Here is a 21,860-nt window from a genome sequence, read left to right as displayed (position 1 = left end):
GTTGTTCTGATTCGTGGCCCACGCGGTCGTCCCGGCCTGGGCAATGACCTGTTCATGATTCAGTGAGCGTCATATCCAATTTCATATGACGACAAGCGCGGGCACGGCAGTGGACAGGGACGTTCCTCACGCGCGTCATAGCGAAGAAAGCCACTCCAGCAACAACTGCCGCTCGGTCTGGTCGAGCCGGTCATAGCGTTCGCGCGCCGCGGCCGCCGCGCCGCCATGCCAGCCGACGGCCTCGTCGATGCTGCGGGCGCGGCCGTCGTGCATCAGGCGCAATTCGCGGCCGCCTTCCCGCGCGGTGGATAGCCCCCACAACGGCGCGGTTCGCCACAGGCTGGGCACCGACCGGCCAGCGACATCGCGATCGGCCAGTTCCTCGCCCAGGTCGTGCAGCAGCAGATCGGTATAAGGCGTGATGCGGCGGCCATCGGCCAGCGGCAGTTCGCCACGGTGGCAATCGACGCAACCGCTGCGCTCAAACAGCTCCGCGCCATGCACGCTGGCCGCCTGTAGACGCGCGCCCTCCGGCGTCTGCCGCATCCGCTCCCATTGCTGGAAGGCGACCACCGCCTCGAACAGATCCGCTGTCACTTCCGGGTGTCCGCCATCGGCGGCTTCGCGGCAGGCGTCATCACGCGTGGTGCAGTCGTCGGTCGCGATCAGCGGCGTGGTCAACCCCATCTCCCGCGCGAACGCGGCGGCGGTCTGGCTGGCGATATCCGGCTCGGTTCCCTGCCAGCCGAAGCGCCCGAGACGCCGCCCCTCGGCATCGTCCACCCATGCCGGCACGCCTCCAACGACCACGCTTCTGGCATAAGCCAGGATGGCCGCTTCCGGCACCCGCTCCAGCAGCCCGCTGCCCAGCACCTGCGGCGCCATCCGTGGCATCACCACCAGGTCGGCGGGCGGCGGCCCGCCATCGGGCATGCCGATGAGGTATTCCGGGTGGTGCAGCCATTGCAGGCTGCCGTCGGCACGGGTGCGCGCGCGGGCCTGGTAACGGATGCCGATCGTCGCCTCGGAGCGGTGGCCGTCGATGGCATCGGTATTGATGACGTGGCCGAAGCGTGGGTGCCCGCGTTGCAGGCCGCCATCGGCCAGCAGACGCCCCGCCTGGACCACGAAGTCGGTCGGCACCGGCCCATTACCGCTCGGCCCACGGCCGCGCCGACGGCTGTTGTGGCAGGAATCGCAGGAGACGGAATTGAACACGGGGCCGAGACCGTCACGGCGGCTGGCGTTGCCACGGGCCGGCAACCACGAGGTGTTGAACACCGCGTGGCCAAGTTCGAAGCGCTCTACGTCCACGGCATTCAGCGTGCGCCATGGTTGCGGGGCGCGTCCATCCGCCCGCACTTCGACCAGCGCGGGCAGCGTCGTGGCCAGCGCCATGCCCGAAAGCAGGCACAGGCCAAACCCGGTCAACAGCTTCATTTACGTGCGCGCACCCGGGTGATGGCAACGCCCGATTCCAACGCCGCGCCGCCGATGAACTGTAGTTGCAGGTCGCGCCCGGCCGGCAGGTCGTATTCGACGATCTTGTGCACCAGCGGGCAACCGCGACGGCCCTGAAAATCCAGCGAGCGCACGACTTGTCCGTTGTCGACCACATCGATCCAGTGCCCGGTGGTGATCGATACCCGGTAACGTCCGTCTTCGGGCACGCGGAAGGTCAACAGCCCGCCGCTGGCGTCATCCTCCAGCATGGGCTTGCCGGGTCGGGCGGCCAGTCGCACTTCCGCCTGCGGCCGCAGGATGGCGCGGCGGAAACTGCCCAGCTCGATACGCACTTCGCTACCCGGAGAACCATCACTGACGATGATCGGCCGCGGCTCGGTCCGCAGCACCGCCAGTTCGTCGGCGACATCCCAACTAAAGGTGTCGCAGCCGACCGGCAGCGACTGTGCGTTGAGTGCTCCGGCCAGAAGCAACAGAGGGGCGGGAAGCAGATTCTTCAGACGCATGGTGGATCGGTATCGATATATTCGATTGGATATATCGTATCAGACTGCGGCAGCGCCGGATACATGGAATCGCGCCACGCCAACGCCCAGTCCCGGCGCCTTTCGTGGAATCACGATGCACCGAGTCAATAGCCAGCCCAAGCGCTTTCCGCCGCGCGCGCAAGTCTCTGCGTTTGGCCGGCACCCCACATCACCTTGATGGCGAGACCCGTTTTTGAGCGCTCGGAGCCCATCTTGAATGCCCATCTCATCGGCTCAAGCGGTTGCGATCTAGCCAGCGGGGGCGTCGGGCCGGGATATTCAGCCGACCGGCTGTCCACGAATCCCAACCGCCACTCGGCCGGTCATCATGCTTCCCCCCGGCCCCAATGGCGAGACCGGTTTCTGAGCACCCGGAGCCGATCTGAATGCCCCGTCTCATCGGCTCATGCGGGTGCGATCTGGCCAGCGGGTGTGTCGGGCCGGGATACTCAGCCGACCGGCTATCCACGAATCCCGACCGCCACTCGGCCAGTCATCGCACTTCCACCCAATTGGGCGGTGGGTGGCGCCAGGGCGCGTTTCCCGTCTCCAGTCACCCGCCTGCCGGCAGTGGCCGCAAGGTGGCCACGCCATGCCCCTGCCCGGCCAGATAATCCAGCCATTTGGATAAGAAAGTGTTCATCCTCAGGCGATGGTCGATCAATTCAACGGGTGGCGGATACATGCCGATCACATCCTGCCAGCACCGCCCGACGTAGCAATGCGTGGCCTCGGCCTGGCGCGCATCGCGGTAGAACCGGACGTGCGCGGAAGGATCGGGTTCTCCGGTGACGGGATCGAGTACGTCGTAGGTCAAGCGCATTTCGGTGGTGAACTTGTGCTGCTCGATGACCTCCAGCCGCAACCGCAGGCCGCGTCCGGCATCGGAAAGATACCGACCTTTGGCCAGCGGCGCGGGGGCGAACAGGCGCTCCAGCTTCCGGTGATTTTCGGCGTACAGACCCATCAACCAGCCAAGACGGCTCAGCCCGGGCCGATGACGGGTGCGGGAAACGACTGCGTTCATGCGCCGATCCTATGGGATTTCCATACCGGGCATCCAAGCCCGCGCGACCACCGCCCCGGAGTTCAATACATTTCCCGGTTGATGCCCAGCGTCTCCAACACCCGGCTGGCGATCTCCTCGATGGATGCGTGCGTGGTCGAGAGCACCGGGATTCGTTCGGTACGGAAAATCACGTCGGCCGCGGCCACTTCACGCTTGCAGGTGTCGAGTTGGGCGTAGCGCGAATCGGGCCGGCGCTCCTGGCGGATCTGCCGCAACCGCACCGGGTCGATGGTCAAACCGAAGATCTTGTGCCGGTAAGGGCGCAGCCTGACCGGCAGGCGGTCGCTTTCCAGATCCTCCTCGGTCAGCGGGTAGTTGGCCGCGCGCACGCCGTGGTGCAGCGCCAGGTAGATGCAGGTCGGCGTCTTGCCGGCGCGCGACACGCCCACCAGGATCAAGTCGGCGTCGCTGTAGTCGAGGCGGATACCGTCATCGTGGGTCAGCGCGTAGTTCATCGCGTTGATGCGCTGGTGGTAGACGTCGAAATCGACGATGCCATGCGCCTGTCCCACACGCGGCTGACGCTTGTGTCCGAATTCCTCCTCCAGCGGCGCGATGAACGGCTCGAACACGTCCAGCATCAATGCCCCGCTTTCGGCCAGGATCGCGGTCAATTCGCTGTCCACCACGGTATTGACCACGATCGGCCGCACCCCGGTGCGCTCGCCGGCCCGCCGGATCTCGGCGGCGGCCTCGTGCGCCTTGGCCGGATTGTCGACGAACGGCAGCCGGTCCTTCTCGAACACCTGGTCGGTGAACTGCGTCAGCAAGCTATGGCCGATGGTTTCGGCGGTGATGCCGGTGCCATCCGACACGTAAAAAACCGGGCGCGACTGGGACATGAGTACTGTGGCTCGAACCATACTAGCGGGGGTTGCTAAAATAGCGCGTTGTCGGCACCGCCGCGTCCCCTTCCCTCCCTGGAGCCTGCCTTGAGCGCCAACATTCTGTGGCTGAAAGACCTTCGCCTGACCGACCTCGCCCAGGTGGGCGGCAAGAATTCCTCGCTCGGCGAGATGATCGGCCAGTTGGCCGGGCTGGGCGTCTCGGTGCCGGGTGGCTTCGCCACCACCGCCGACGCCTTCAAAGCCTTCATCGCCCACAACGACCTGCACGCACGCATCTACGACAGGCTCGCCACCATCGACGTGGAGGACGTTCCCGCACTGACCGCGGCGGGCGCGGAAATCCGCGGCTGGGTCATCGACGCGCCACTCCAGCCCGCGCTCGAAGCCGACATCCGCGCGGCCTACGTCGAGATGTCGAAGCAGGCCGGCAGCGACGAACTGGCGGTCGCCGTGCGCTCCTCCGCCACCGCCGAGGACCTGCCCGACGCCTCCTTCGCCGGCCAGCAGGAAACCTTCCTCAACGTGACCGGTGCCGACGACGTGGTGCAGAAGGTCAAGGAAGTCTTCGCCAGCCTCTACAACGATCGCGCCATCGCCTATCGCGTCCACCACGGCTTCAAGCACGAGGACGTATTCCTCTCCGCCGGCGTCCAGCAGATGGTGCGTTCGGACATCGGCGCCTCGGGCGTGCTGTTCACGCTCGATACCGAATCCGGCTTCCGCGACGTGGTGTTCGTCACCTCCAGCTACGGCCTTGGCGAAATGGTCGTGCAAGGCGCGGTCAACCCGGACGAATTCTATGTCTACAAGCCCACGCTTACCGCCGGCAAACCGGCGATCCTGCGCCGCGCGCTCGGCAGCAAGCAGTTGCAGATGATCTATTCCGACGCGCCCGGCGAGCGCGTGCGCACCGAGGACACCCCGGCCGAGCTGCGCGACAAGTTCTCCATCACCGATGCCGACGTCCACGAGCTCGCCAAGCAAGCCCTGGTGATCGAACGGCATTACGGCCGCCCGATGGACATCGAATGGGGCAAGGACGGCGCCACCGGCAAGCTCTACATTCTGCAAGCCCGCCCGGAAACGGTGAAATCCCGAGCCAAGGCCACCCAGATCGAGCGCTACGCGCTCTCGCAACGCGGCGAGGTGATCGCCGAGGGCCGCGCCATCGGCCAGAAGATCGGCGCGGGCCTCGCCCGTGTCGTGCGCACGCTCGACGACATGAGCCGCGTACAGCCCGGCGACGTGCTGGTCGCCGACATGACCGACCCCGACTGGGAACCGGTGATGAAGCGCGCCGCCGCCATCGTCACCAACCGTGGCGGCCGTACCTGCCACGCGGCGATCATCGCCCGCGAGCTCGGCGTGCCAGCGGTGGTCGGCACCGGCAACGCGCTCGACACCATCACCGATGGCGAAGCGATCACCGTCAGTTGCGCCGAGGGCGACACCGGCTACATCTACAAGGGCGCCCTGCCCTTCGAGCGCACCACCACCGATCTCGACAACATGCCGCCGGCGCCGCTCAAGATCATGATGAACGTGGCCAACCCGGAGCGCGCTTTCGATTTCGGCCAATTGCCGAACGCCGGCATCGGCCTGGCGCGCCTGGAGATGATCATCGCCAGTCATATCGGCATCCATCCCAAGGCGCTGCTGGAATACGACCGCCAAGATGCCGAAACTCGCGCCAGGATCGACGCCAGAATCGCCGGCTACGCCTCGCCGGTCGATTTCTACGTCGACCGCCTGGCCGAGGGCATCGCCACCATCACCGCCTCGGTGGCGCCGCACGCGGTCATCGTGCGCCTGTCCGACTTCAAGTCGAACGAATACGCCAATCTCGTCGGCGGCGCGCGCTACGAACCGCACGAGGAAAACCCGATGATCGGCTTCCGTGGCGCTTCTCGCTACATCGACCCGAGCTTCGCCGAAGCCTTCTCGCTGGAGTGCCGCGCGGTCAAACGCGTACGCGAGGAGATGGGCCTGGACAATCTGTGGGTGATGATCCCGTTCGTGCGCACGCTCGACGAAGGCCGCAAGGTCATCGAGGTGCTGGCGAGCAACGGCCTCAAACAGGGCGAAAACGGCTTGAAGGTCATCATGATGTGCGAAGTCCCCTCCAACGCGCTGCTGGCCGACGAGTTCCTCGACATCTTCGACGGCTTCTCGATCGGCTCCAACGACATGACCCAGCTCACACTGGGCCTGGATCGCGACTCCAGCATCGTCGCCAATCTGTTCGATGAACGCGATCCGGCGGTGAAGAAAATGCTCTCGATGGCGATCAGTGCGGCGAAGAAGAAGGGCAAGTACGTCGGCATCTGCGGCCAGGGGCCGAGCGACCACCCCGATCTCGCCCAGTGGCTGATGGAAGAAGGCATCGAATCGGTATCGCTCAATCCCGATACCGTGGTCGATACCTGGCTCAAGCTCGCCCGATCGAAATCGGCCTGAGTCACTACGGGGAAGGAATGCCGCGCCCCAGCGGCCACGGGAAACCGCTCTTCCCCGCATGTGTCGGGATACTCCCACTTCGAGAGATCATTGAATGCAAAGCAGCGCTCCCAACGCACCGGCCACCGCCACGCCCACCACTCTCCAACACTGGTTCAGTGCCAACCTCGCCGACAAGGCGCTCGACCTGGTGGCGGCCCTGGCGATCGCACTGGTGGGGTGGTGGCTGGCCCGTCGCCTAGTCGGTTTGCTCGACCGCGTGCTCGGCCGCTTCCAGGTCGATACGATCCTGAGCAACTTCCTGCGTAATGTCGCCTTCGCCACATTGATGGTCGTGGTGGTGATCGCCGCCCTGCAACAGCTCGGCATCCCCACGACTTCATTGCTGGCGATGGTCGGCGCCGCCGGCCTTGCCATCGGCTTGGCGTTGAAAGACTCGCTCTCCAACATCGCCTCGGGCGTCATGCTGATCATGCTGCGCCCGTTCAAGGCCGGCGACAGCATCAGAATCGGCGGCATCGAAGGCGTGGTCGAGCAGGTACGCATCTTCACCACTTTTCTGCGCACCTACCAGAACGAATTGATCGTGCTGCCCAACAGCGAGATCACCCGGCAGGCCATCGTCAACCTCACCCATAAGCCGGTGCGCCGCGTCGACGTCGCCGTGGGGATCGGCTACGGCAACCGCATCGACCACGCGCGCAAGGTGCTGCTCGAACTCGCCGCCAACTGCCCCATGGTGCTGAAAAGCCCGGCCACCGTGGTGCTCGCAACCGACCTGGGCGAAAACAGCGTGAATCTCTCGCTGCGCGCCTGGTGCAAGCCCGACGACTTTCTCGAAGTCCGCAGCGAACTGATCGAGGCGGTGCATCGAGAATTCGCCACCGCCGGCATCAGCATCCCTTACCCGCAGCGCGATCTGCATGTCTACCACCAGGATGCCGACGGCAAACCGCTGGGCGAACTGCTGAAATCCTCGGTGCCGGTGGACGCCGACTGATAGCCGCCGCGGGCAGACTCAACCAGCCAACGCAATCGGCCCGTTCAATCGGTCGATGCCAATGCGCCAAGATGGCGGCGGTAGTAAGCCAGTTCCGCGATGGAATCGCGCACGTCGCTCAAGGCGGTATGCGCGCTTTCCTTGCTGAAGCCGGCCATCACCTCGGGCGCCCAGCGGCACGCCAGCTCCTTGATGGTCGAGACATCCAGGTTGCGATAATGGAAATACCGCTCAAGCGACGGCATCTGCCGATGCAGGAAGCGACGATCCTGGCAGATGGAATTGCCGCACATCGGTGAAGCGCGCTCGGGCACCCATGCGCGCAGGAACGCCAGCGTGCGAGCCTCGGCCGCCTCCAGTGAAACGCCTTCCTCCAGCACGCGTCGCCATAACCCGGACTGGCCATGCTGGCGGCGGTTCCATTCGTCCATCGCTTCGAGCCGCGCCAGCCCGTGGGCAATGGCAAGCTCCGGCCCTTCGGCCAACACGTTGAGTTGGGCATCGGTCACGACGGTGGCGATTTCCAGGATGGAATCGGCGCCAGTGTCGAGTCCGGTCATTTCCAGGTCGATCCAGATCAGGCGCTCTTCGGGCTTATCTTGCATGCGGGTTCGCGTGGTTGGGGAATCGTTGGCATGATAACGATTCGTCCTGCCGCTTCCGCTTCCGATGTTCCAAAACGCACTCACCAGCCACTACGCGATTCTTGCCACGATGGTCACACCGGCGCTGTTGATCACCGCGACCTCCTCGTTGCTGATCTCGGCCAACAACCGGCTGGCACGGGTGGTGGACCGACTGCGCACGCTCATGAAGGAATGGGAGCAGATTCCCGAGGAAGCACGCGAACATGCCGACAGCCAGATCATCCGCCACCGCCGGCGCGCGCACCTGGTCTTGCAGGCTTGCCGCATGCTTTACCTGGGGCTGGGCGCCTTCGTCGGCACCAGCCTGACGCTGGCCGTCGATGCCTTCACCGGCTTCCGCATGGGCACGGTCCCGACAATGCTGGCGGTAGCCGGCGTACTGATGCTGATGGGCGCAAGCCTGTGGCTGTGGCGCGAGGTCAGCCTGTCGGTGCAGAGTTTCGACCTGGAGATGGACCAGGAGCTGGCTCGATTGCGTCGATCTCCGGCGCCAAGGCCGTGAGCGGCGCTTTGCCGCGCTTGGCGCGGAAATAGTTGCTGAGACGCAGCCCCGCCTCCTCCGCCAATACGCCGCCCGTCACCTCGACGCGATGGTTGTGACGCGGATCGGTCAACAGCCCGAACACGCTGCCGGCCGCGCCGGTCTTGGGGTCGAAGGCGCCGAACACGACCCGGGCGAGGCGCGCGTGCACGATCGCCATCGCGCACATCGCGCAAGGCTCCAGTGTGACGTACAAGGTGCAACCGACCAACCGGTGGTTGCCCAGCGCCTTGCCCGCGCGACGCATCGCCACGATCTCGGCATGGGCGCTGGGGTCGCACTCGGCGATGTTGCGGTTCCCGCCCTCGCCGATCACCTCGCCTTCAGGCGATACCACCACCGCGCCAACGGGGATTTCGTCGTCCTCGCGCATGGCACGCTCGCCAAGCGCCAAGGCATGCCGCATCCATGTCTCATCGGAGGAAAAGCGCTGGCCGGAGGCCGTCATACAATGATTCCATTGGCTCGCTGGTAGCGAATCGCATTCCGCCCTGCGCGGGCTGGCACGTTGCTGTCATTCATGACGAAATGAAATCGGCTCCGGGTCGGGGCGTGGGGATCGACCGTCCGCTCCATCATCAGCTAAGTGGCCCAAACGTGCATGATCAAAAGATTGATCTCGATCGACATGAAACCGCATCGTCACTTCCACCGCCTACCCCGCTCGCGCGGCGAATCGGATGATACACAGAGCGCGGACTCTGACCATCGACCTCGCCAATCGTCGGTAATGATATCAAATAGCGGAAATGAGAAGCCGCCATTCGCATACCGACGGAAGATGGGCATGACACCACTCCGCAAGGCAAAACTCGCGCATAAATGACGGCCTCCTGACGTTGGTACTGCTGCACTCCCGCCAAACTCCACAGACTTTGTAATTGATACAAGCTATTGCCAACCCATTCGCACAAAAGATAGTGGGCCGCCACTTCCACCTTGAATCGTCCGAATCCACGAGGTGAATTTCCCGGAACCGAAGTGCGAGTACGGACTTCCGCATGGCAACGTGCGTCGAGGCCATGGCGAGCCGCGACGCGAACCATCCGCTGCCGGCGCCACTACCATTTTTAGCGCATAAATCCGTAGCAGAGGCTCATAAACGCGCCTCGCATGTCTGTGACCGTTGATACATAATAGCGGCTCGGGGTCAGCCTGGACGACTCTTCCGGCCAGAGCCTTTGCTTCTGGCGGGTACCGGCAACGTGGGTTTTCACGCCGCCATGAGAACTCCTTGTTTTCGGGAAAGCACGAGCCGAACAACGGCGACCAGACCATGGGGAACGAGAGCAAAACCCAAAGGCCAGCGGGCGCGCCAAACCTGCCATCGCCCCTTCATTACCGCGCCCATGCGCGCTCCGTAATCGAATATGCGTTGAACGAAACATCGCTTCCGCTCATCGACGACATCGAGATCCTTCACTCCAGCGAAGGGCATGGATGGAGCGATATGGCCGCCGCCATCACGCGGGAAACACCGCACGTCGCCGAGCATCGTCCAACCGCCTGCATCTGGATCACAACCGTGCTGACCCCACGCACCATCCGGCGCAAGGTGGCGGGCCAAACGCTTGCCGGCACGCTCGAACCGCACACACTCGTCATGACCCCGCCAGGGGAATCGGTCGTGGATGCGATTGGCAACACTCCCCGCACACTTCACTTTTTCCTGAAGGACAGCGTGCTTCAGGAAGTCGCCGAAAACATCTACGACCTCGGAACGATGAATTTCCGCTACAAGGCGGCGTTCGCGGCCGCCGACCCCACCTTGTCGCATCTGATGCTCGCAACGAAACAGATGCTCCTGGAGGGGTTGGAAGGCAACTGGCGCAGCGAGTACATCGCGCGCGCGGTCGCCAGTCATATCCTTCATCGATATTGCGTGCTCGGGGGAAATGAACCCGCCCATGCCAATGCGCGCTTGTCGCCATCCCAGCTCAAGAAGGTGGACGAATTCATGCGCCATTCGCTGGCCCGCCAGTTCACGTTCAGCGAGCTGGCGGCGGCAGTCGGCTTGAGCCGTACCGTGCTTTTCCAGCGATTCACCCGCACCTTGCGGCAAACGCCCCACCAGTACCGCCAGAGCATGCGGGTGACGCAGGCCAAGGCGCTCATCAAACAGGGCGGCATGACACTTGCCGAGGTCGCTACCGCCTGCGGTTTCTCCGACCAGACACACATGACCCGCGCCTTCCGGCAAGTGCTCGGCATGACGCCAGGACAGTATCGTCGCTGCCTCAAGTAAGACGTCTCGACAGGTCTTGCGCGTCTGCACTGGCCGGCAAAAATAACGACGATCAGCCGATCATGAAGACGATCCTACTATTTCACTTCAGGATTGGCGCTCCACCATTCGCATTCGCCCCGCGTCGGAAGCCCTCCCATTGCGGCTATGATGGCCCGGTATTCAGGACACTTACGAAGTCCGATGCGGGCCATTCATGCGTTTCTCTTTCTGGGAGTCGGGATGGCTGGATCTGCGAAAGGGAAGTGCTATCACGAGTTGGATGTCTATCAAGCCGCCAAGGCCCGTACCCGGCTCGTCTTCGAACATTTCGATCGTGTCTGTGTGGCCTTCTCCGGCGGCAAGGACAGTTCGGTCATGCTGCATCTGGCGCTGGAGGTCGCATCCGAGATGGGTCGCGGCGCGGTGGATGCGCTATTCATCGACCTGGAGGGGCAGTACAGCGCCACCATCGCCCACGTAGAGGAAATGTTCTCCCGCGAGGATGTGCGGCCGTGGTGGATCTGCCTGCCGATCAACCTGCGCAATGCCTCCAGCCTGCGGGAGCCGTACTGGTGCGCGTGGGAACCCGGACGGGAGATGGACTGGGTGCGCCCCATGCCGACGCATCCCTCGGTGGTGCGCGACCAGGGGTTCTTTCCCTTCTACCGTTACCGCATGGAATTCGAGGAATTCGTGCCGGCCTTCAACGAATGGCTGGCGCAGGATGTGCCCACGGCCTTCCTTGTCGGCATCCGCTCGGACGAGTCGCTCAATCGCTACCTGGCGGTCAAGCGCCGGGCACGGGTGAAGAAATGCGCCTGGACTCCACCCGGCACTGACACGGCGATTCAATGGAGCGCGCGCGACTTGGCCAGCGGCCGCGCGGTGACTTTCTTCCCAATCTACGACTGGAAGTTCGCCGACCTGTGGCGCTATACGGCCGAACACGGCCACACCTACAACCGTCTTTACGACCACATGCACCTGGCCGGCGTGCCATTCTCGCAAATGCGCATCTGTCAGCCCTACGGCGACGACCAGCGCAAGGGACTGGACCTGTTCCACCAGTTGGAGCCTCAAACGTGGTTCCGTGTCGTCCGGCGCGTGGCCGGTGCCAACTACGCGGCACGATATTCGCGCCAGCGCCTGCTGGGCTATCGCGGCGGACTCGGCCTGCCGCCAACATTCAGCACCTGGAAACAGTACAGCCAGTTCCTTCTGCGGAGCATGCCGGAGCAATTGCAGGTGGTGTATGCGCGCCGTATCCGCTGCTTCATCCGCTGGTGGGAACAGCACGACTACCCACTGGACAACTGGCCGGACGCCGGTGTGCCTGCCCTGGAGAACCGCAGAGCCCAGCCATCATGGCGACGCGTGGCCATGTCGCTGCTCAAGCAGGACATGGCGCGCTCGTTGTCGTTCGGCTTCGCCCGGCGCGACGTCGACTCGCTGACACCAACCGAGGAAAACACATCGTGATCAGCCTGGAGAACTGCGAATTCCTGCAACTACGCTCATCGGACGACGAGGCGGCCTTCTTTGCCCTGATGGGGCGCTTCTTCGCCAGCGCCACGGTACGCCGCGAATGCGGCGGCTACCCGCTCAACGACGGCCCCCGCTACCGGTGGTTCATCGTCAAAGACAAGCACCAGGCTCGGGTACTGGGCTTCATCAGCGTGGAGCGGCAGCCGGACGTGATACGCATCCGCGAGTGCTACGTGCGCAGCGAAGCGCGCGGACATGGTCTGTTCCGCGTGCTGCGCCAGCAGGTGTTGGACTACATCGATGATCTGGAGCTGGGCTGCACCATGCGGGTGCCCGAGGGCTGCGCGGCTTATCTAACGCCATATGGATTTCAAGTACGGAGCGCCCGGGGACGCTGGGTATCCTTGGTAAGGAGCACACATGCCACAAGTCGAGAAACTGGTGGAACGGGCCAGAAACCTGTTCCAGGAACTGGACTGCCTGCCGTTGAAACGGCAAATCGAAGCCATCAACCTAATACGCCGGCATTTGCATGAACACAGCCCATTCGCGGACGAACCGGTGGATTTCGTGCAATGGGTCCCTTGCGACCAGGTGGAAGGCAACGACTATAACCCCAATACCGTCGCGCCGCCCGAGATGAAGCTGCTGGCGCTGTCCATCGATGCCGACGGCTTCACCCAGCCGATCGTCGCGCATCAGGAGACGGAGGAGCATTACGTCATCGTCGATGGTTTCCACCGGCAAAGGGTGGGCAAGAAAGCAGGCCGTATCCGGCAACGACTACACGGCCACTTGCCGGTGGTGGCCATCCGCGCCGCACGAGAGAACCAGGCCGACCGCATCGCCAGCACCATCCGCCATAACCGGGCGCGCGGGGTACATGGCGCACTGCCCATGACCGACATCGTGGTCATGCTGCTGCGCGCAGGCTGGGACGAGATCGACGTGGCTCGCGAACTTGGCATGGACGATGACGAAGTGCTGCGTTTCAAGCAGGTTTCGGGGCTACCGGAACTCTTCCGCGACCACAAGTACTCCCCCTCCTGGGATTGAAGCGGAAGTAAGCGACCAAATTCGAGCCGGCGCTTGAACTTGCGGCTCAACCCGAAGCCGCCACAACGCCCCCCGCCGGACACGCGCCCCGGCCGGAATGACGTTGGTTAGACGGGCTCCCCCCCCCCGCCACCTATGCCCAGCAACCTGCATTCAGGACCATTACCGCAGGGCTTTGAATCACCCCGGAAAAACAGCGATTAACGATACCAAAAAGTACCGGATGAAATCACCCAAAGGCCCAAACGTGGGCCTGGATGTGTTCTCGCGCTACTCAGCGCCAACCGATATCAAGCCCGAATCACTCCGCTGATGCAACGTGGCGGCCGTGGTTCTTTTTTGGTGAGACCGTCAAAAATATCGTATTCGCGTGTGCCCTTGCGCCCCTGGAGATCGGTGATGCTGGTTTCGTTGTCATGGATCATTGTCGACCCAATATCAAGCAGCTCAAATACTCCGAACATTAATTCCCACATTATTTCCACAAGCTCGGACAGAGTTTATTCTCACGCATTGATTCATCGCAACCGTCTTCGTCGCACTGCAAAATCGCATGCCTCTGTGTGCTTTCCACACCGAATCACTCCCACTCGATCGTCGCCGGCGGCTTGCCGCTGATGTCGTAGACCACGCGTGAGATTCCCCGCAACTCGTTGATGATGCGGTTACTGACCTTGCCGAGAAAATCGTACGGCAGGTGCGCCCAGTGCGCGGTCATGAAATCGATGGTTTCGACCGCGCGCAGGGCGATCACCCATTCGTAGGCGCGGGCGTCACCGACCACGCCAACCGATTTCACCGGCAGAAATACGGCGAACGCCTGGCTGGTCTTATCGTAGAGATCGGCGCGGCGTAATTCATCGATGAAGATATGGTCGGCCTGCGCCAACAAGTCGGCGTATTCGCGCTTCACTTCCCCGAGAATGCGAACGCCCAGCCCCGGCCCGGGGAATGGATGGCGATAGACCATCTCGCGCGGCAGGCCGAGTTCCACGCCCAGCCGGCGTACCTCGTCCTTGAATAGTTCGCGCAAGGGTTCCACCAGGCCCAGTTTCATGTCCTCGGGCAGGCCGCCGACATTGTGGTGGCTCTTGATGACATGCGCCTTGCCGGTCTTGCTGCCGGCCGATTCGATCACGTCCGGATAGATGGTGCCTTGCGCCAGCCACTTGGCGTTCTTCAGTTTGGCCGATTCCTCGTCGAATATCTCGACGAACAGATTGCCGATGACCTTGCGCTTGGCTTCCGGGTCTTCGACGCCCTTGAGCTTGTCGAAATAGCGATCGGCGGCATTGACCCGGATGACCCTGACGCCAAGATGCTCGGCGAAGGTCGCCATCACCTGGTCACCCTCCTGCCAGCGCAACAGACCGGTATCGACGAACACGCAGGTCAGTTTTTCACCGATCGCCCGATGCAGAAGCGCGGCCACCACCGAGGAGTCGACGCCACCGGACAGGCCGAGGATCACTTCGTCCGAACCGACCCGTTCGCGTACCCGGGCGATCTGGTCCTCGATGATGTTGGCGGGCGTCCACAGCGTCCGGCAATCGCAGATATCCACCACGAAACGGCGCAGCAACGCCTCGCCGCCGCGGGTATGGGTCACTTCCGGGTGGAACTGCACGCCGTAGATACCGCGTGCATCGTCGGCAAACCCGGCGATGCCGAGGCGGTCGGTCTTCGCCGTGATAGTGAAGCCCGGCGGCGCTTTCGAAACATGGTCGCCGTGGCTCATCCAGACGTTGCTGCCATCCGGCAACGTCTTCAGCACCGGCATCAGGCGATCATCGGCGACGAGTTCCAGCTCGGCATGACCGAATTCGCGCTGGTTGCCGGCTTCGGTGGCGCCGCCCAGTTGCACCGCCAAGGTCTGCATGCCGTAGCAGATGCCGAGTAATGGCACGCCCGCATCGAACACCTGACGCGGCGCGGCCGGACATCCCGGCTCGGTGGTCGATTCCGGACCGCCGCTCAGGATGATGCCCTTGGCGCCGAATGCGGCGATCTCGGCCGGATCGTGATCCCAGGCCCATATCTCGCAATACACGCCGATTTCGCGGATACGCCGCGCAATGAGCTGGGTGTATTGCGCGCCGAAATCGAGGATGAGGATTTTGTCGGAGTGGATGTCGGTCATGAGGCGACGTACTTGAAGAAAAGATTGCCTTCGCTGGCGCAGCGATTCGGCTTCGGAGCGCCCGGCCAGGCCATCCAGGCCGGTCGTTCGCGTATGCGCGCGCTCACCCCGCCCGGTAGTTCGGCGGTTCCTTGGTCATCTGCACATCGTGAACGTGCGATTCGCGCTGACCGGCGCCACTGACCTTGACGAACTGCGGCTTCTTGCGCATTTCCTCGATGCTCGCGCAACCGGCATAACCCATCGTCGCGCGCAGGCCACCAGCAAGCTGGTGCACCACTCCGGCGAGCGGGCCGCGATACGGCACACGGCCCTCGATACCTTCCGGCACCAGTTTGTCGGCATCGGCCGAATCCTGGAAATAGCGGTCTTTCGAGCCTTTTTCCATGGCGCCCAGGCTGCCCATGCCGCGATAGCTCTTGTAGCTGCGGCCCTGGAAGAGTTCGGTTTCGCCCGGGCTTTCCTCGGTGCCGGCGAACAACCCGCCGATCATGATGGTCGATGCGCCCGCGGCCAGCGCCTTGCCCAGATCGCCCGAATAACGGATGCCGCCATCGGCGATCAGCGGGATGCGGTCTTGCAGGGCATCGGCCACCATCGAAATCGCCGTCACCTGCGGCACGCCGACGCCCGCCACCACCCGGGTGGTGCAGATCGAGCCGGGACCGACGCCCACCTTTACCGCATCGGCGCCGGCATCCATCAGCGCCAGCGCCGCATCGCCGGTGACGATATTGCCGCCGACCACCTGCAACTTCGGATACCGTTTCTTCGCCCAGGCCACGCGTTCGATCACGCCCTGCGAATGACCATGCGCGGTATCGACGATGATCACGTCCACCTGCGCTTCGACCAACGCCTCGATGCGCTGCTCGGTATCGCCGCCGACGCCGACCGCGGCGCCGACCAGGAGCTGCTCGTCGATGTCGTAGGCGGCATTGGGGTTATCGCGCTTCTTCTGGATGTCCTTGACGGTGATCAGCCCACGCAAGGCGAAATCGTCGTTCACCACCAGCACTTTCTCGATACGGTACTTGTGCAACAGGTCGAGCACTTCGTCGTCGCTGGCGTCTTCCTTCACCGTGACCAGCTTCTCCTTGCGAGTCATGATGTTGTAGACCGGGTCGTCGAGTTTCTTCTCGAAACGCATGTCGCGGCCGGTGACGATGCCGACCAGTTGACCCGAGGCATCCACCACCGGCACGCCGGAAATGTTGCGGGCGCGGGTAAGTTTGATCGCCTCGCCGATGGTGGTCTGCGGCGTCACCGTCAAGGGCTCGCGGATGATGCCGGATTCGAAGTTCTTGACCCGCTCCACGCTGGCGGCCTGCTCCTGCCAGCTCATGTTCTTGTGCAGGATGCCGATGCCGCCGAGCTGGGCCATGGCGATGGCGAGGCGCGCATCGGTCACGGTATCCATCGCCGCCGAGACGATCGGCAGGTTGAGGCGCAGGGAATGAGTGAGGTTGGCGGCGAGCGAAACGTCCTTGGGCAGGACGGTGGAATGCGCCGGGACGAGCGAAACGTCGTCGTAGGTGAGCGCTTCTGCCAGGATACGGAGCATGGCGGGGCCGATGGCTTGGGAAGCGCGATATTCTACCGCGCCCGGGCGCCGCGACGCATCTGCCGCGATCGCGCCACGGCGGGCCGGGCATCAAATACCGGCGTCGGCCAGTTCGGCGGCTTCCAGCGTATTGCGCATCAAAGTGGCGACGGTCATCGGCCCCACCCCGCCCGGTACCGGCGTGATCCAGCCAGCGCGTTCGGCGGCCGCATCGAAGCCGACATCCCCCACCAGGCGACCATCGTCGGTGCGATTGATGCCGACATCGATCACCACCGCACCCGACTTCACCCACTCGCCCGGAATCAACGCCGGCTTGCCCACCGCCACCACCAGGATGTCGGCATGGCGCACCGATGCCTCCAGCACTTGCGGCGGGGTGAAACGGTGACAGCAGGTCACGGTGCAGCCGGCGATGAGCAATTCCATCGCCATCGGCCGTCCCACGTGGTTGGAGACACCGATGATGGTCGCGTTGGCCCCACGGATCGGCTCGCCGGTGGCTTTCAGCAGGTGAATGATTCCGCGCGGCGTGCATGGACGCAGGCCGAACTGGCGCAAGGCCAAATGCCCGACGTTCATGGGGTGGAAACCATCCACGTCCTTCTTGGGATCGATGCGTTCGATCAGGCGCGAAGCATCGGGAATGCCCGGCAACGGCAACTGCACCAGGATACCGTTCACCGCCGGATCGGCATTGAGCCGGTCGATCAGCGTCAGCAGTTCATCCTCGGTGGCGGACGGCAGGTTGTAATCGAAGGTCTGGATGCCGACGATCCCGGCCGCGCGGCGCTTGTTGCGCACGTAGGACTGCGAGGCCGGGTCGTTGCCCACCAGGATCACCGCCAATCCCGGGCGTGGCTTGCCGGTGGCGACGCGCGCGTCGACCTCCGCCTTCATCGCATGCAGCGCATCATCTGCGATGCGTTTGCCGTCGAGAATCCTGGCTGAAGTCATGCGTGCGGGCCCATCGTGCGCGAAAGCGGCCATTATCGCCGGGCGGCGGCGCTCGCGGCCAGCCTCGATCCGGGCGATGATCGCGCGATGAAACCCGTCATCGTCATCGCCACGCTGATATTCGCGCTCGTGTCCGGCGTGATCGCGCTGTTCTTCCTGAACCAGCGCCGGCTGGTGTATTTCCCGGATGCCAGCAATGGCGACGCCATTCCCCCCAGCTTCACCCTGAAGCGCCCGGATGGCGTCACCCTGCGCGGCTGGGTGGACGACCCCGGCCAACCCCGCGCCCTGCTCTATTTCGGCGGCAACGCGGAAACCTTGCAGGCCGCGCGCGCCGAATTGCGCGAATGCTGCCCGGGCTGGAGTCGCTACTTCCTGCCCTACCGCGGCTACGGCGGCAGCGAGGGCGCACCCGCCAGCCCGGCCATCCACGCCGATGCGCTGGCTTTTTACGACACGGTGGCGAAGCGTCATCCCGGCCAGCCGGTAGCACTGATCGGCCGCAGCCTGGGCAGTGGCGTGGCGGCCCATGTCGCCGCGAACCGGCCGGTATCGAAGCTGGTACTGGTGACCCCGTTCGATTCGCTGAAGAACGTGGCGAAAGCGCATTACCCCTGGCTGCCGGTCGGCCTGTTGTTACGCGAACGCTATGACAGCGCCGACTGGCTGCGCGGCAAGCCTCTGGCGGCGATGGTGATACGCGCCCGCCACGATCAGGTGATCCCGGCCGCCAACACCGACGCCCTGTTGCGCGCCCTGCCCGACGATACCTGGGTGGTCGAACTGGAAGGCGACCACAATACATTCGCGGAGGCGGAAGGATTCCGGCAAGCGCTGGCGGATTTTCTCCGGTAACGGCGAGCGGCCACACCATCCGCCAGGACGAGGCGAACACTCAAGCAAGCCGCCTGCCCGCATCGAAATCACGCGAACCGCGCCACCAGCCAGACAGCGGCGCAAACGGCCAGCACCGCGGGCAACACCAGCGCAAACGCGTTGCCGGTGGCGATGTCGGGGATCAAGACCGAACGCGATTTCTCCAGCGGGTCGTACCACCCCGTCACTCGCTGGCCCATCACCAGCCCAGCCAACAGTGCCGAGGCGTCCTCGTGGGAAAGCCCCCGTGTCGGTTGAAAACTCAACCGGGTCGAGCGGAAACGCCGCATGCCGATCTTGTATTCGTATTCGACATTGGCGCTGTAGCCAACATCGTCGTCGCCGCTATCGCCATGCGGGTGCTCACCGACCCAAGCCTTGTTGATCAAACAGGGGACCGCGCGCCAACGCCGGGATTCGATGCCGAGACGGATATTGCGCCATTCCATCACGCTCATCCCCGACCCCAGCATCAGTACGGCGATGGCGACGACATCCAGCACGCTCATTTTTCACCCATCGCCAATGACCCGCAGGCCGGGCAGTCGGGATCGACCATCAGCCGGGTTTCGCGGAAACGCATCGTCAGGGCATCGAAGCGCAGCAAGCGGCCCACCAGCGGCTCGCCGATGCCGAGGATCAATTTCAACGTCTCCGTCGCCTGCACCAGACCGATGATGCCGGGCACCACGCCGAGTACGCCGGCTTCGGCGCAGTTGGGCGCGTCGTCGGCGGCTTCCGGGAACAGGCAGCGATAGCAGGGAGCCTGGCCGCGCCGGCGGCCGGCGTCGAACACGCTGGCCTGGCCCTCGAAACGCTGCACCGCGCCATAGACCAGCGGCTTGCCGAAGCGAAGGCAGGCATCGTTCAAGACCTGGCGCACCGGAAAGTTGTCGCCGCCATCGAACACCACGTCGGCATCGGCGATCAGCGCATCGACGTTACCGGCATCCACCCGCGTCCGTAGCGCTTCCACCTCGATCGACGGATTCAGCGCCAGCAGCCGCTCGCGCGCGGAATCGACCTTGGCGGCGTGGCCGACGCCGGCATCGACATGCAGTATCTGCCGTTGCAGATTGCTGCGATCCACCACATCGTCGTCGATCAGGCGCAGATGGCCGATGCCGGCCGCGGCAAGGTAGAACGCCGCCGGCGCCCCCAGCCCGCCCGCGCCAATCATCGCCACGCGCGCGCGCCGCAGCGTCCGCTGCCCCTCGATGCCGACTTGCGGCAGGCGCCATTGGCGTGAGTAGCGTTCGAGGAAATCGGCGTCGAGCGTGGCCGCGCTCATCGGTAGGCCATCGCGCCGCCAAGCATCGGTACCGCCTTCGATACTGGCAATGTCGGCAAAGCCCTGCGCCATCATCGCCTCGGCGACACGAAGCGAGCGCACGCCGCGTTGGCAGATCAGCACGATTCCGGCATCGCGCGGCAGGTGCGCGGCCGCGTCTTCCAACAAAGCGTCCTGGGCGATAGCCTCGGCCCCCACCGCCATGCCGGCGGCCTGTTCGTCGCTGGAGCGCACATCGACCAACCGTGCGCCGGCTTCGACGCGAGCGAGCGCTTGGGCCGGTGTCAGGCGGCGCACGCCGGGCATCTCAACCTTTGCGCTTGACGTGACGGATCAGCCGGCGCTTCTTCGCCACTTGGCGCTCGGTCAGCACATTCTTCTTGTCCTTGTAGGGGTTCTCGCCCTCTTTGAACACGAAGCGTACCGGCGTGCCGATCAGCTTGAAGCGACGGCGAAAGAAGTTTTCCAAATAGCGTTTGTAAGTATCCGAGAGGGTACGCAAGCGCGAGCCGTGGACGATGAAGGTCGGCGGATTGCTGCCGCCGGGATGGGCGAAACGCAGCTTGGCGACGTGCCCGCGCACCACTCGCGGCGGGTTGCTCTCGCAGGCGATTTCGATGGCACGGGTAACTTCGCTGGTACCGAATTCGCGCGTCGCCGAAGCATGGGCGCGATGCACGGCGCGGAACAGTTCGCGCAGGCCGGAACCGTGCAGGGCCGAAATCCGCACGGCCTCGGCCCAGTCGACGAACGCCAGTTTGCGCGAGAGCATGCCCTCGGCCTGCTGGCGCTGGTAATCGGACAACCCGTCCCATTTGTTGATGGCGACCACCAGCGCGCGGCCGGCATCGAGAATGGCGCCAAGCACGGTGGCGTCCTGATCGGTGACGCCCTCGGTGGCGTCGAGCATCAGCACCGCGACCTGGCATTGCTCGATCGCCTGCAAGGTCTTGACCGCCGAGAACTTCTCCACCGCCTCGTCCACGCGTGACTTGCGGCGCAGGCCGGCGGTGTCGATCAGACGGTACTTCCGACCATCGCGCTCCAGGTCGACGGCGATCGAATCGCGGGTGGTGCCCGGCACGTCGGAAGCGATCATCCGCTCCTCGCCGAGGATACGGTTGACCAGAGTGGACTTGCCCACGTTCGGGCGACCGATGAAGGCGACGCGCACACGCTCGGGGTCGTCGTCCAACGTCTCGCCTCGGCCGGCGTCGGGCAGGCGCGGATAAACGACTTCGAGCAGTTCGTCGATACCGGAACGGTGCGAGGCGGCGGTCGGCACGACCTCGTCGAAGCCGTAACGGGAAAATTCGTTGAGCGCCTGCCGGGTATCGAGGCCATCGACCTTGTTGACGATAAGCAGCACGGGACGGCCGGACTTGCGCAGCCAGCGCAGGATTTCGTCGTCGAGCGCGGAAGGGCCTTCGCGACCATCGACCACGAACAGGACCAGATCGGCTTCCTCGGCGGCGGCCCGGGCCTGGCGCGCGGTGGCACCGGCCAAGCCGACTTCCTCGCCCGCGATACCACCGGTATCGACCAGCACGAACGGCTGATCTTCACGCAAGCGGCATACACCGTAATGGCGATCACGGGTGACGCCGGGCTGGTCGTGGACCAGCGCGTCCCGGCTCCGAGTCAGGGCATTGAACAGCGTGGACTTGCCGACATTGGGCCGCCCCACCAGCGCAACGATCGGCAACATGGG

The 21,860-nt window shown here is 64.2% G+C and carries 20 protein-coding genes; 8 read left to right on the top strand and 12 right to left on the bottom strand.

Annotated elements, in window-relative coordinates:
• Positions 1-135: 135 nt before the first annotated feature.
• The 4 genes from EBB59_RS00805 to ppsR form a co-directional block, all read right to left on the bottom strand.
• On the bottom strand, positions 136-1,440 hold the full coding sequence (locus EBB59_RS00805) for a di-heme oxidoredictase family protein (protein WP_122100252.1): 1,305 nt from the start codon (positions 1,438-1,440) through the stop codon (positions 136-138).
• Positions 1,437-1,970, bottom strand: coding sequence for a hypothetical protein (locus EBB59_RS00800; RefSeq protein WP_122100251.1), 534 nt, complete (start codon positions 1,968-1,970; stop codon positions 1,437-1,439). The genes EBB59_RS00805 and EBB59_RS00800 overlap by 4 nt, the downstream gene beginning before the upstream one ends.
• Positions 1,971-2,544: 574 nt before the next feature.
• Complete coding sequence (locus tag EBB59_RS00795; protein WP_122100250.1) at positions 2,545-3,018, bottom strand: DUF1249 domain-containing protein; 474 nt, start codon at positions 3,016-3,018, stop codon at positions 2,545-2,547.
• Positions 3,019-3,080: 62 nt separating this feature from the next.
• Positions 3,081-3,902 (bottom strand): posphoenolpyruvate synthetase regulatory kinase/phosphorylase PpsR, encoded by an 822-nt coding sequence (gene ppsR / locus EBB59_RS00790; RefSeq protein ID WP_122100249.1) that lies wholly within the window; start codon positions 3,900-3,902, stop codon positions 3,081-3,083.
• 90 nt (positions 3,903-3,992) lie between these two features.
• Between ppsR and ppsA the strand changes: the two genes are divergently transcribed.
• A complete protein-coding gene (gene ppsA / locus EBB59_RS00785; protein WP_122100248.1) occupies positions 3,993-6,365 on the top strand; it encodes a phosphoenolpyruvate synthase in 2,373 nt (790 codons plus the stop codon).
• A gap of 94 nt (positions 6,366-6,459) precedes the next feature.
• Positions 6,460-7,365: a mechanosensitive ion channel family protein gene (locus EBB59_RS00780; RefSeq protein WP_122100247.1), complete on the top strand. Its 906-nt coding sequence runs from the start codon at positions 6,460-6,462 to the stop codon at positions 7,363-7,365.
• 44 nt (positions 7,366-7,409) lie between these two features.
• On the opposite strand, the gene orn is transcribed toward EBB59_RS00780, so the two are convergent.
• Positions 7,410-7,970: an oligoribonuclease gene (gene orn, locus EBB59_RS00775; RefSeq protein ID WP_122100246.1), complete on the bottom strand. Its 561-nt coding sequence runs from the start codon at positions 7,968-7,970 to the stop codon at positions 7,410-7,412.
• Between the two features lie 64 nt (positions 7,971-8,034).
• Between orn and EBB59_RS00770 the strand changes: the two genes are divergently transcribed.
• Positions 8,035-8,514, top strand: coding sequence for a DUF2721 domain-containing protein (locus EBB59_RS00770; protein ID WP_122100245.1), 480 nt, complete (start codon positions 8,035-8,037; stop codon positions 8,512-8,514).
• Here the strand turns inward: EBB59_RS00770 and tadA are convergent.
• A complete protein-coding gene (tadA, locus tag EBB59_RS00765; protein ID WP_122100244.1) occupies positions 8,432-9,001 on the bottom strand; it encodes a tRNA adenosine(34) deaminase TadA in 570 nt (189 codons plus the stop codon). The two genes, EBB59_RS00770 and tadA, sit on opposite strands and share 83 nt — an antisense overlap.
• A 786-nt stretch (positions 9,002-9,787) precedes the next feature.
• On the opposite strand from tadA, the gene EBB59_RS00760 reads away from it, so the two are divergent.
• From EBB59_RS00760 to EBB59_RS00745, 4 genes are all read left to right on the top strand, one after another.
• On the top strand, positions 9,788-10,798 hold the full coding sequence (locus EBB59_RS00760) for a helix-turn-helix domain-containing protein (protein WP_122100243.1): 1,011 nt from the start codon (positions 9,788-9,790) through the stop codon (positions 10,796-10,798).
• A 222-nt stretch (positions 10,799-11,020) separates the two neighbouring features.
• Positions 11,021-12,259, top strand: coding sequence for a DUF3440 domain-containing protein (locus tag EBB59_RS00755; RefSeq protein ID WP_122100242.1), 1,239 nt, complete (start codon positions 11,021-11,023; stop codon positions 12,257-12,259).
• Positions 12,256-12,801, top strand: coding sequence for a GNAT family N-acetyltransferase (locus EBB59_RS00750; RefSeq protein WP_122100241.1), 546 nt, complete (start codon positions 12,256-12,258; stop codon positions 12,799-12,801). The genes EBB59_RS00755 and EBB59_RS00750 overlap by 4 nt, the downstream gene beginning before the upstream one ends.
• 34 nt (positions 12,802-12,835) lie before the next feature.
• On the top strand, positions 12,836-13,321 hold the full coding sequence (locus tag EBB59_RS00745) for an IbrB-like domain-containing protein (protein WP_245978866.1): 486 nt from the start codon (positions 12,836-12,838) through the stop codon (positions 13,319-13,321).
• Between the two features lie 580 nt (positions 13,322-13,901).
• Here the strand turns inward: EBB59_RS00745 and guaA are convergent.
• The 3 genes from guaA to folD form a co-directional block, all read right to left on the bottom strand.
• Complete coding sequence (gene guaA, locus EBB59_RS00740) at positions 13,902-15,461, bottom strand: glutamine-hydrolyzing GMP synthase (RefSeq protein WP_122100239.1); 1,560 nt, start codon at positions 15,459-15,461, stop codon at positions 13,902-13,904.
• 103 nt (positions 15,462-15,564) lie between these two features.
• The gene (guaB, locus tag EBB59_RS00735; RefSeq protein ID WP_122100238.1) at positions 15,565-17,025 is read right to left on the bottom strand and encodes an IMP dehydrogenase; all 1,461 of its coding nucleotides are present in this window, start codon (positions 17,023-17,025) and stop codon (positions 15,565-15,567) included.
• Between the two features lie 90 nt (positions 17,026-17,115).
• On the bottom strand, positions 17,116-18,015 hold the full coding sequence (gene folD / locus EBB59_RS00730; RefSeq protein ID WP_122100237.1) for a bifunctional methylenetetrahydrofolate dehydrogenase/methenyltetrahydrofolate cyclohydrolase FolD: 900 nt from the start codon (positions 18,013-18,015) through the stop codon (positions 17,116-17,118).
• Positions 18,016-18,069: 54 nt separating this feature from the next.
• On the opposite strand from folD, the gene EBB59_RS00725 reads away from it, so the two are divergent.
• On the top strand, positions 18,070-18,837 hold the full coding sequence (locus tag EBB59_RS00725) for an alpha/beta hydrolase (RefSeq protein WP_122100375.1): 768 nt from the start codon (positions 18,070-18,072) through the stop codon (positions 18,835-18,837).
• 68 nt (positions 18,838-18,905) lie between these two features.
• On the opposite strand, the gene EBB59_RS00720 is transcribed toward EBB59_RS00725, so the two are convergent.
• The 3 genes from EBB59_RS00720 to der are packed head-to-tail and all read right to left on the bottom strand — an operon-like array spanning position 18,906 to position 21,857.
• Complete coding sequence (locus tag EBB59_RS00720; protein ID WP_122100236.1) at positions 18,906-19,367, bottom strand: DUF3592 domain-containing protein; 462 nt, start codon at positions 19,365-19,367, stop codon at positions 18,906-18,908.
• On the bottom strand, positions 19,364-20,455 hold the full coding sequence (moeB, locus tag EBB59_RS00715; RefSeq protein ID WP_122100235.1) for a molybdopterin-synthase adenylyltransferase MoeB: 1,092 nt from the start codon (positions 20,453-20,455) through the stop codon (positions 19,364-19,366). Before moeB ends, EBB59_RS00720 begins: the two co-directional genes overlap by 4 nt.
• A gap of 1 nt (position 20,456) precedes the next feature.
• Positions 20,457-21,857 carry a ribosome biogenesis GTPase Der gene (der, locus tag EBB59_RS00710; RefSeq protein WP_122100234.1) on the bottom strand — a complete coding sequence of 467 codons (1,401 nt, stop codon included), beginning with the start codon at positions 21,855-21,857 and terminating at the stop codon, positions 20,457-20,459.
• Positions 21,858-21,860: the final 3 nt, after the last annotated feature.

This window comes from Solilutibacter pythonis, from assembly GCF_003697345.1.
GTDB lineage: Bacteria > Pseudomonadota > Gammaproteobacteria > Xanthomonadales > Xanthomonadaceae > Solilutibacter > Solilutibacter pythonis.
Note: the sequence above shows the minus strand (reverse complement) of the source record. Positions and strands in the feature narration are given on the sequence as shown.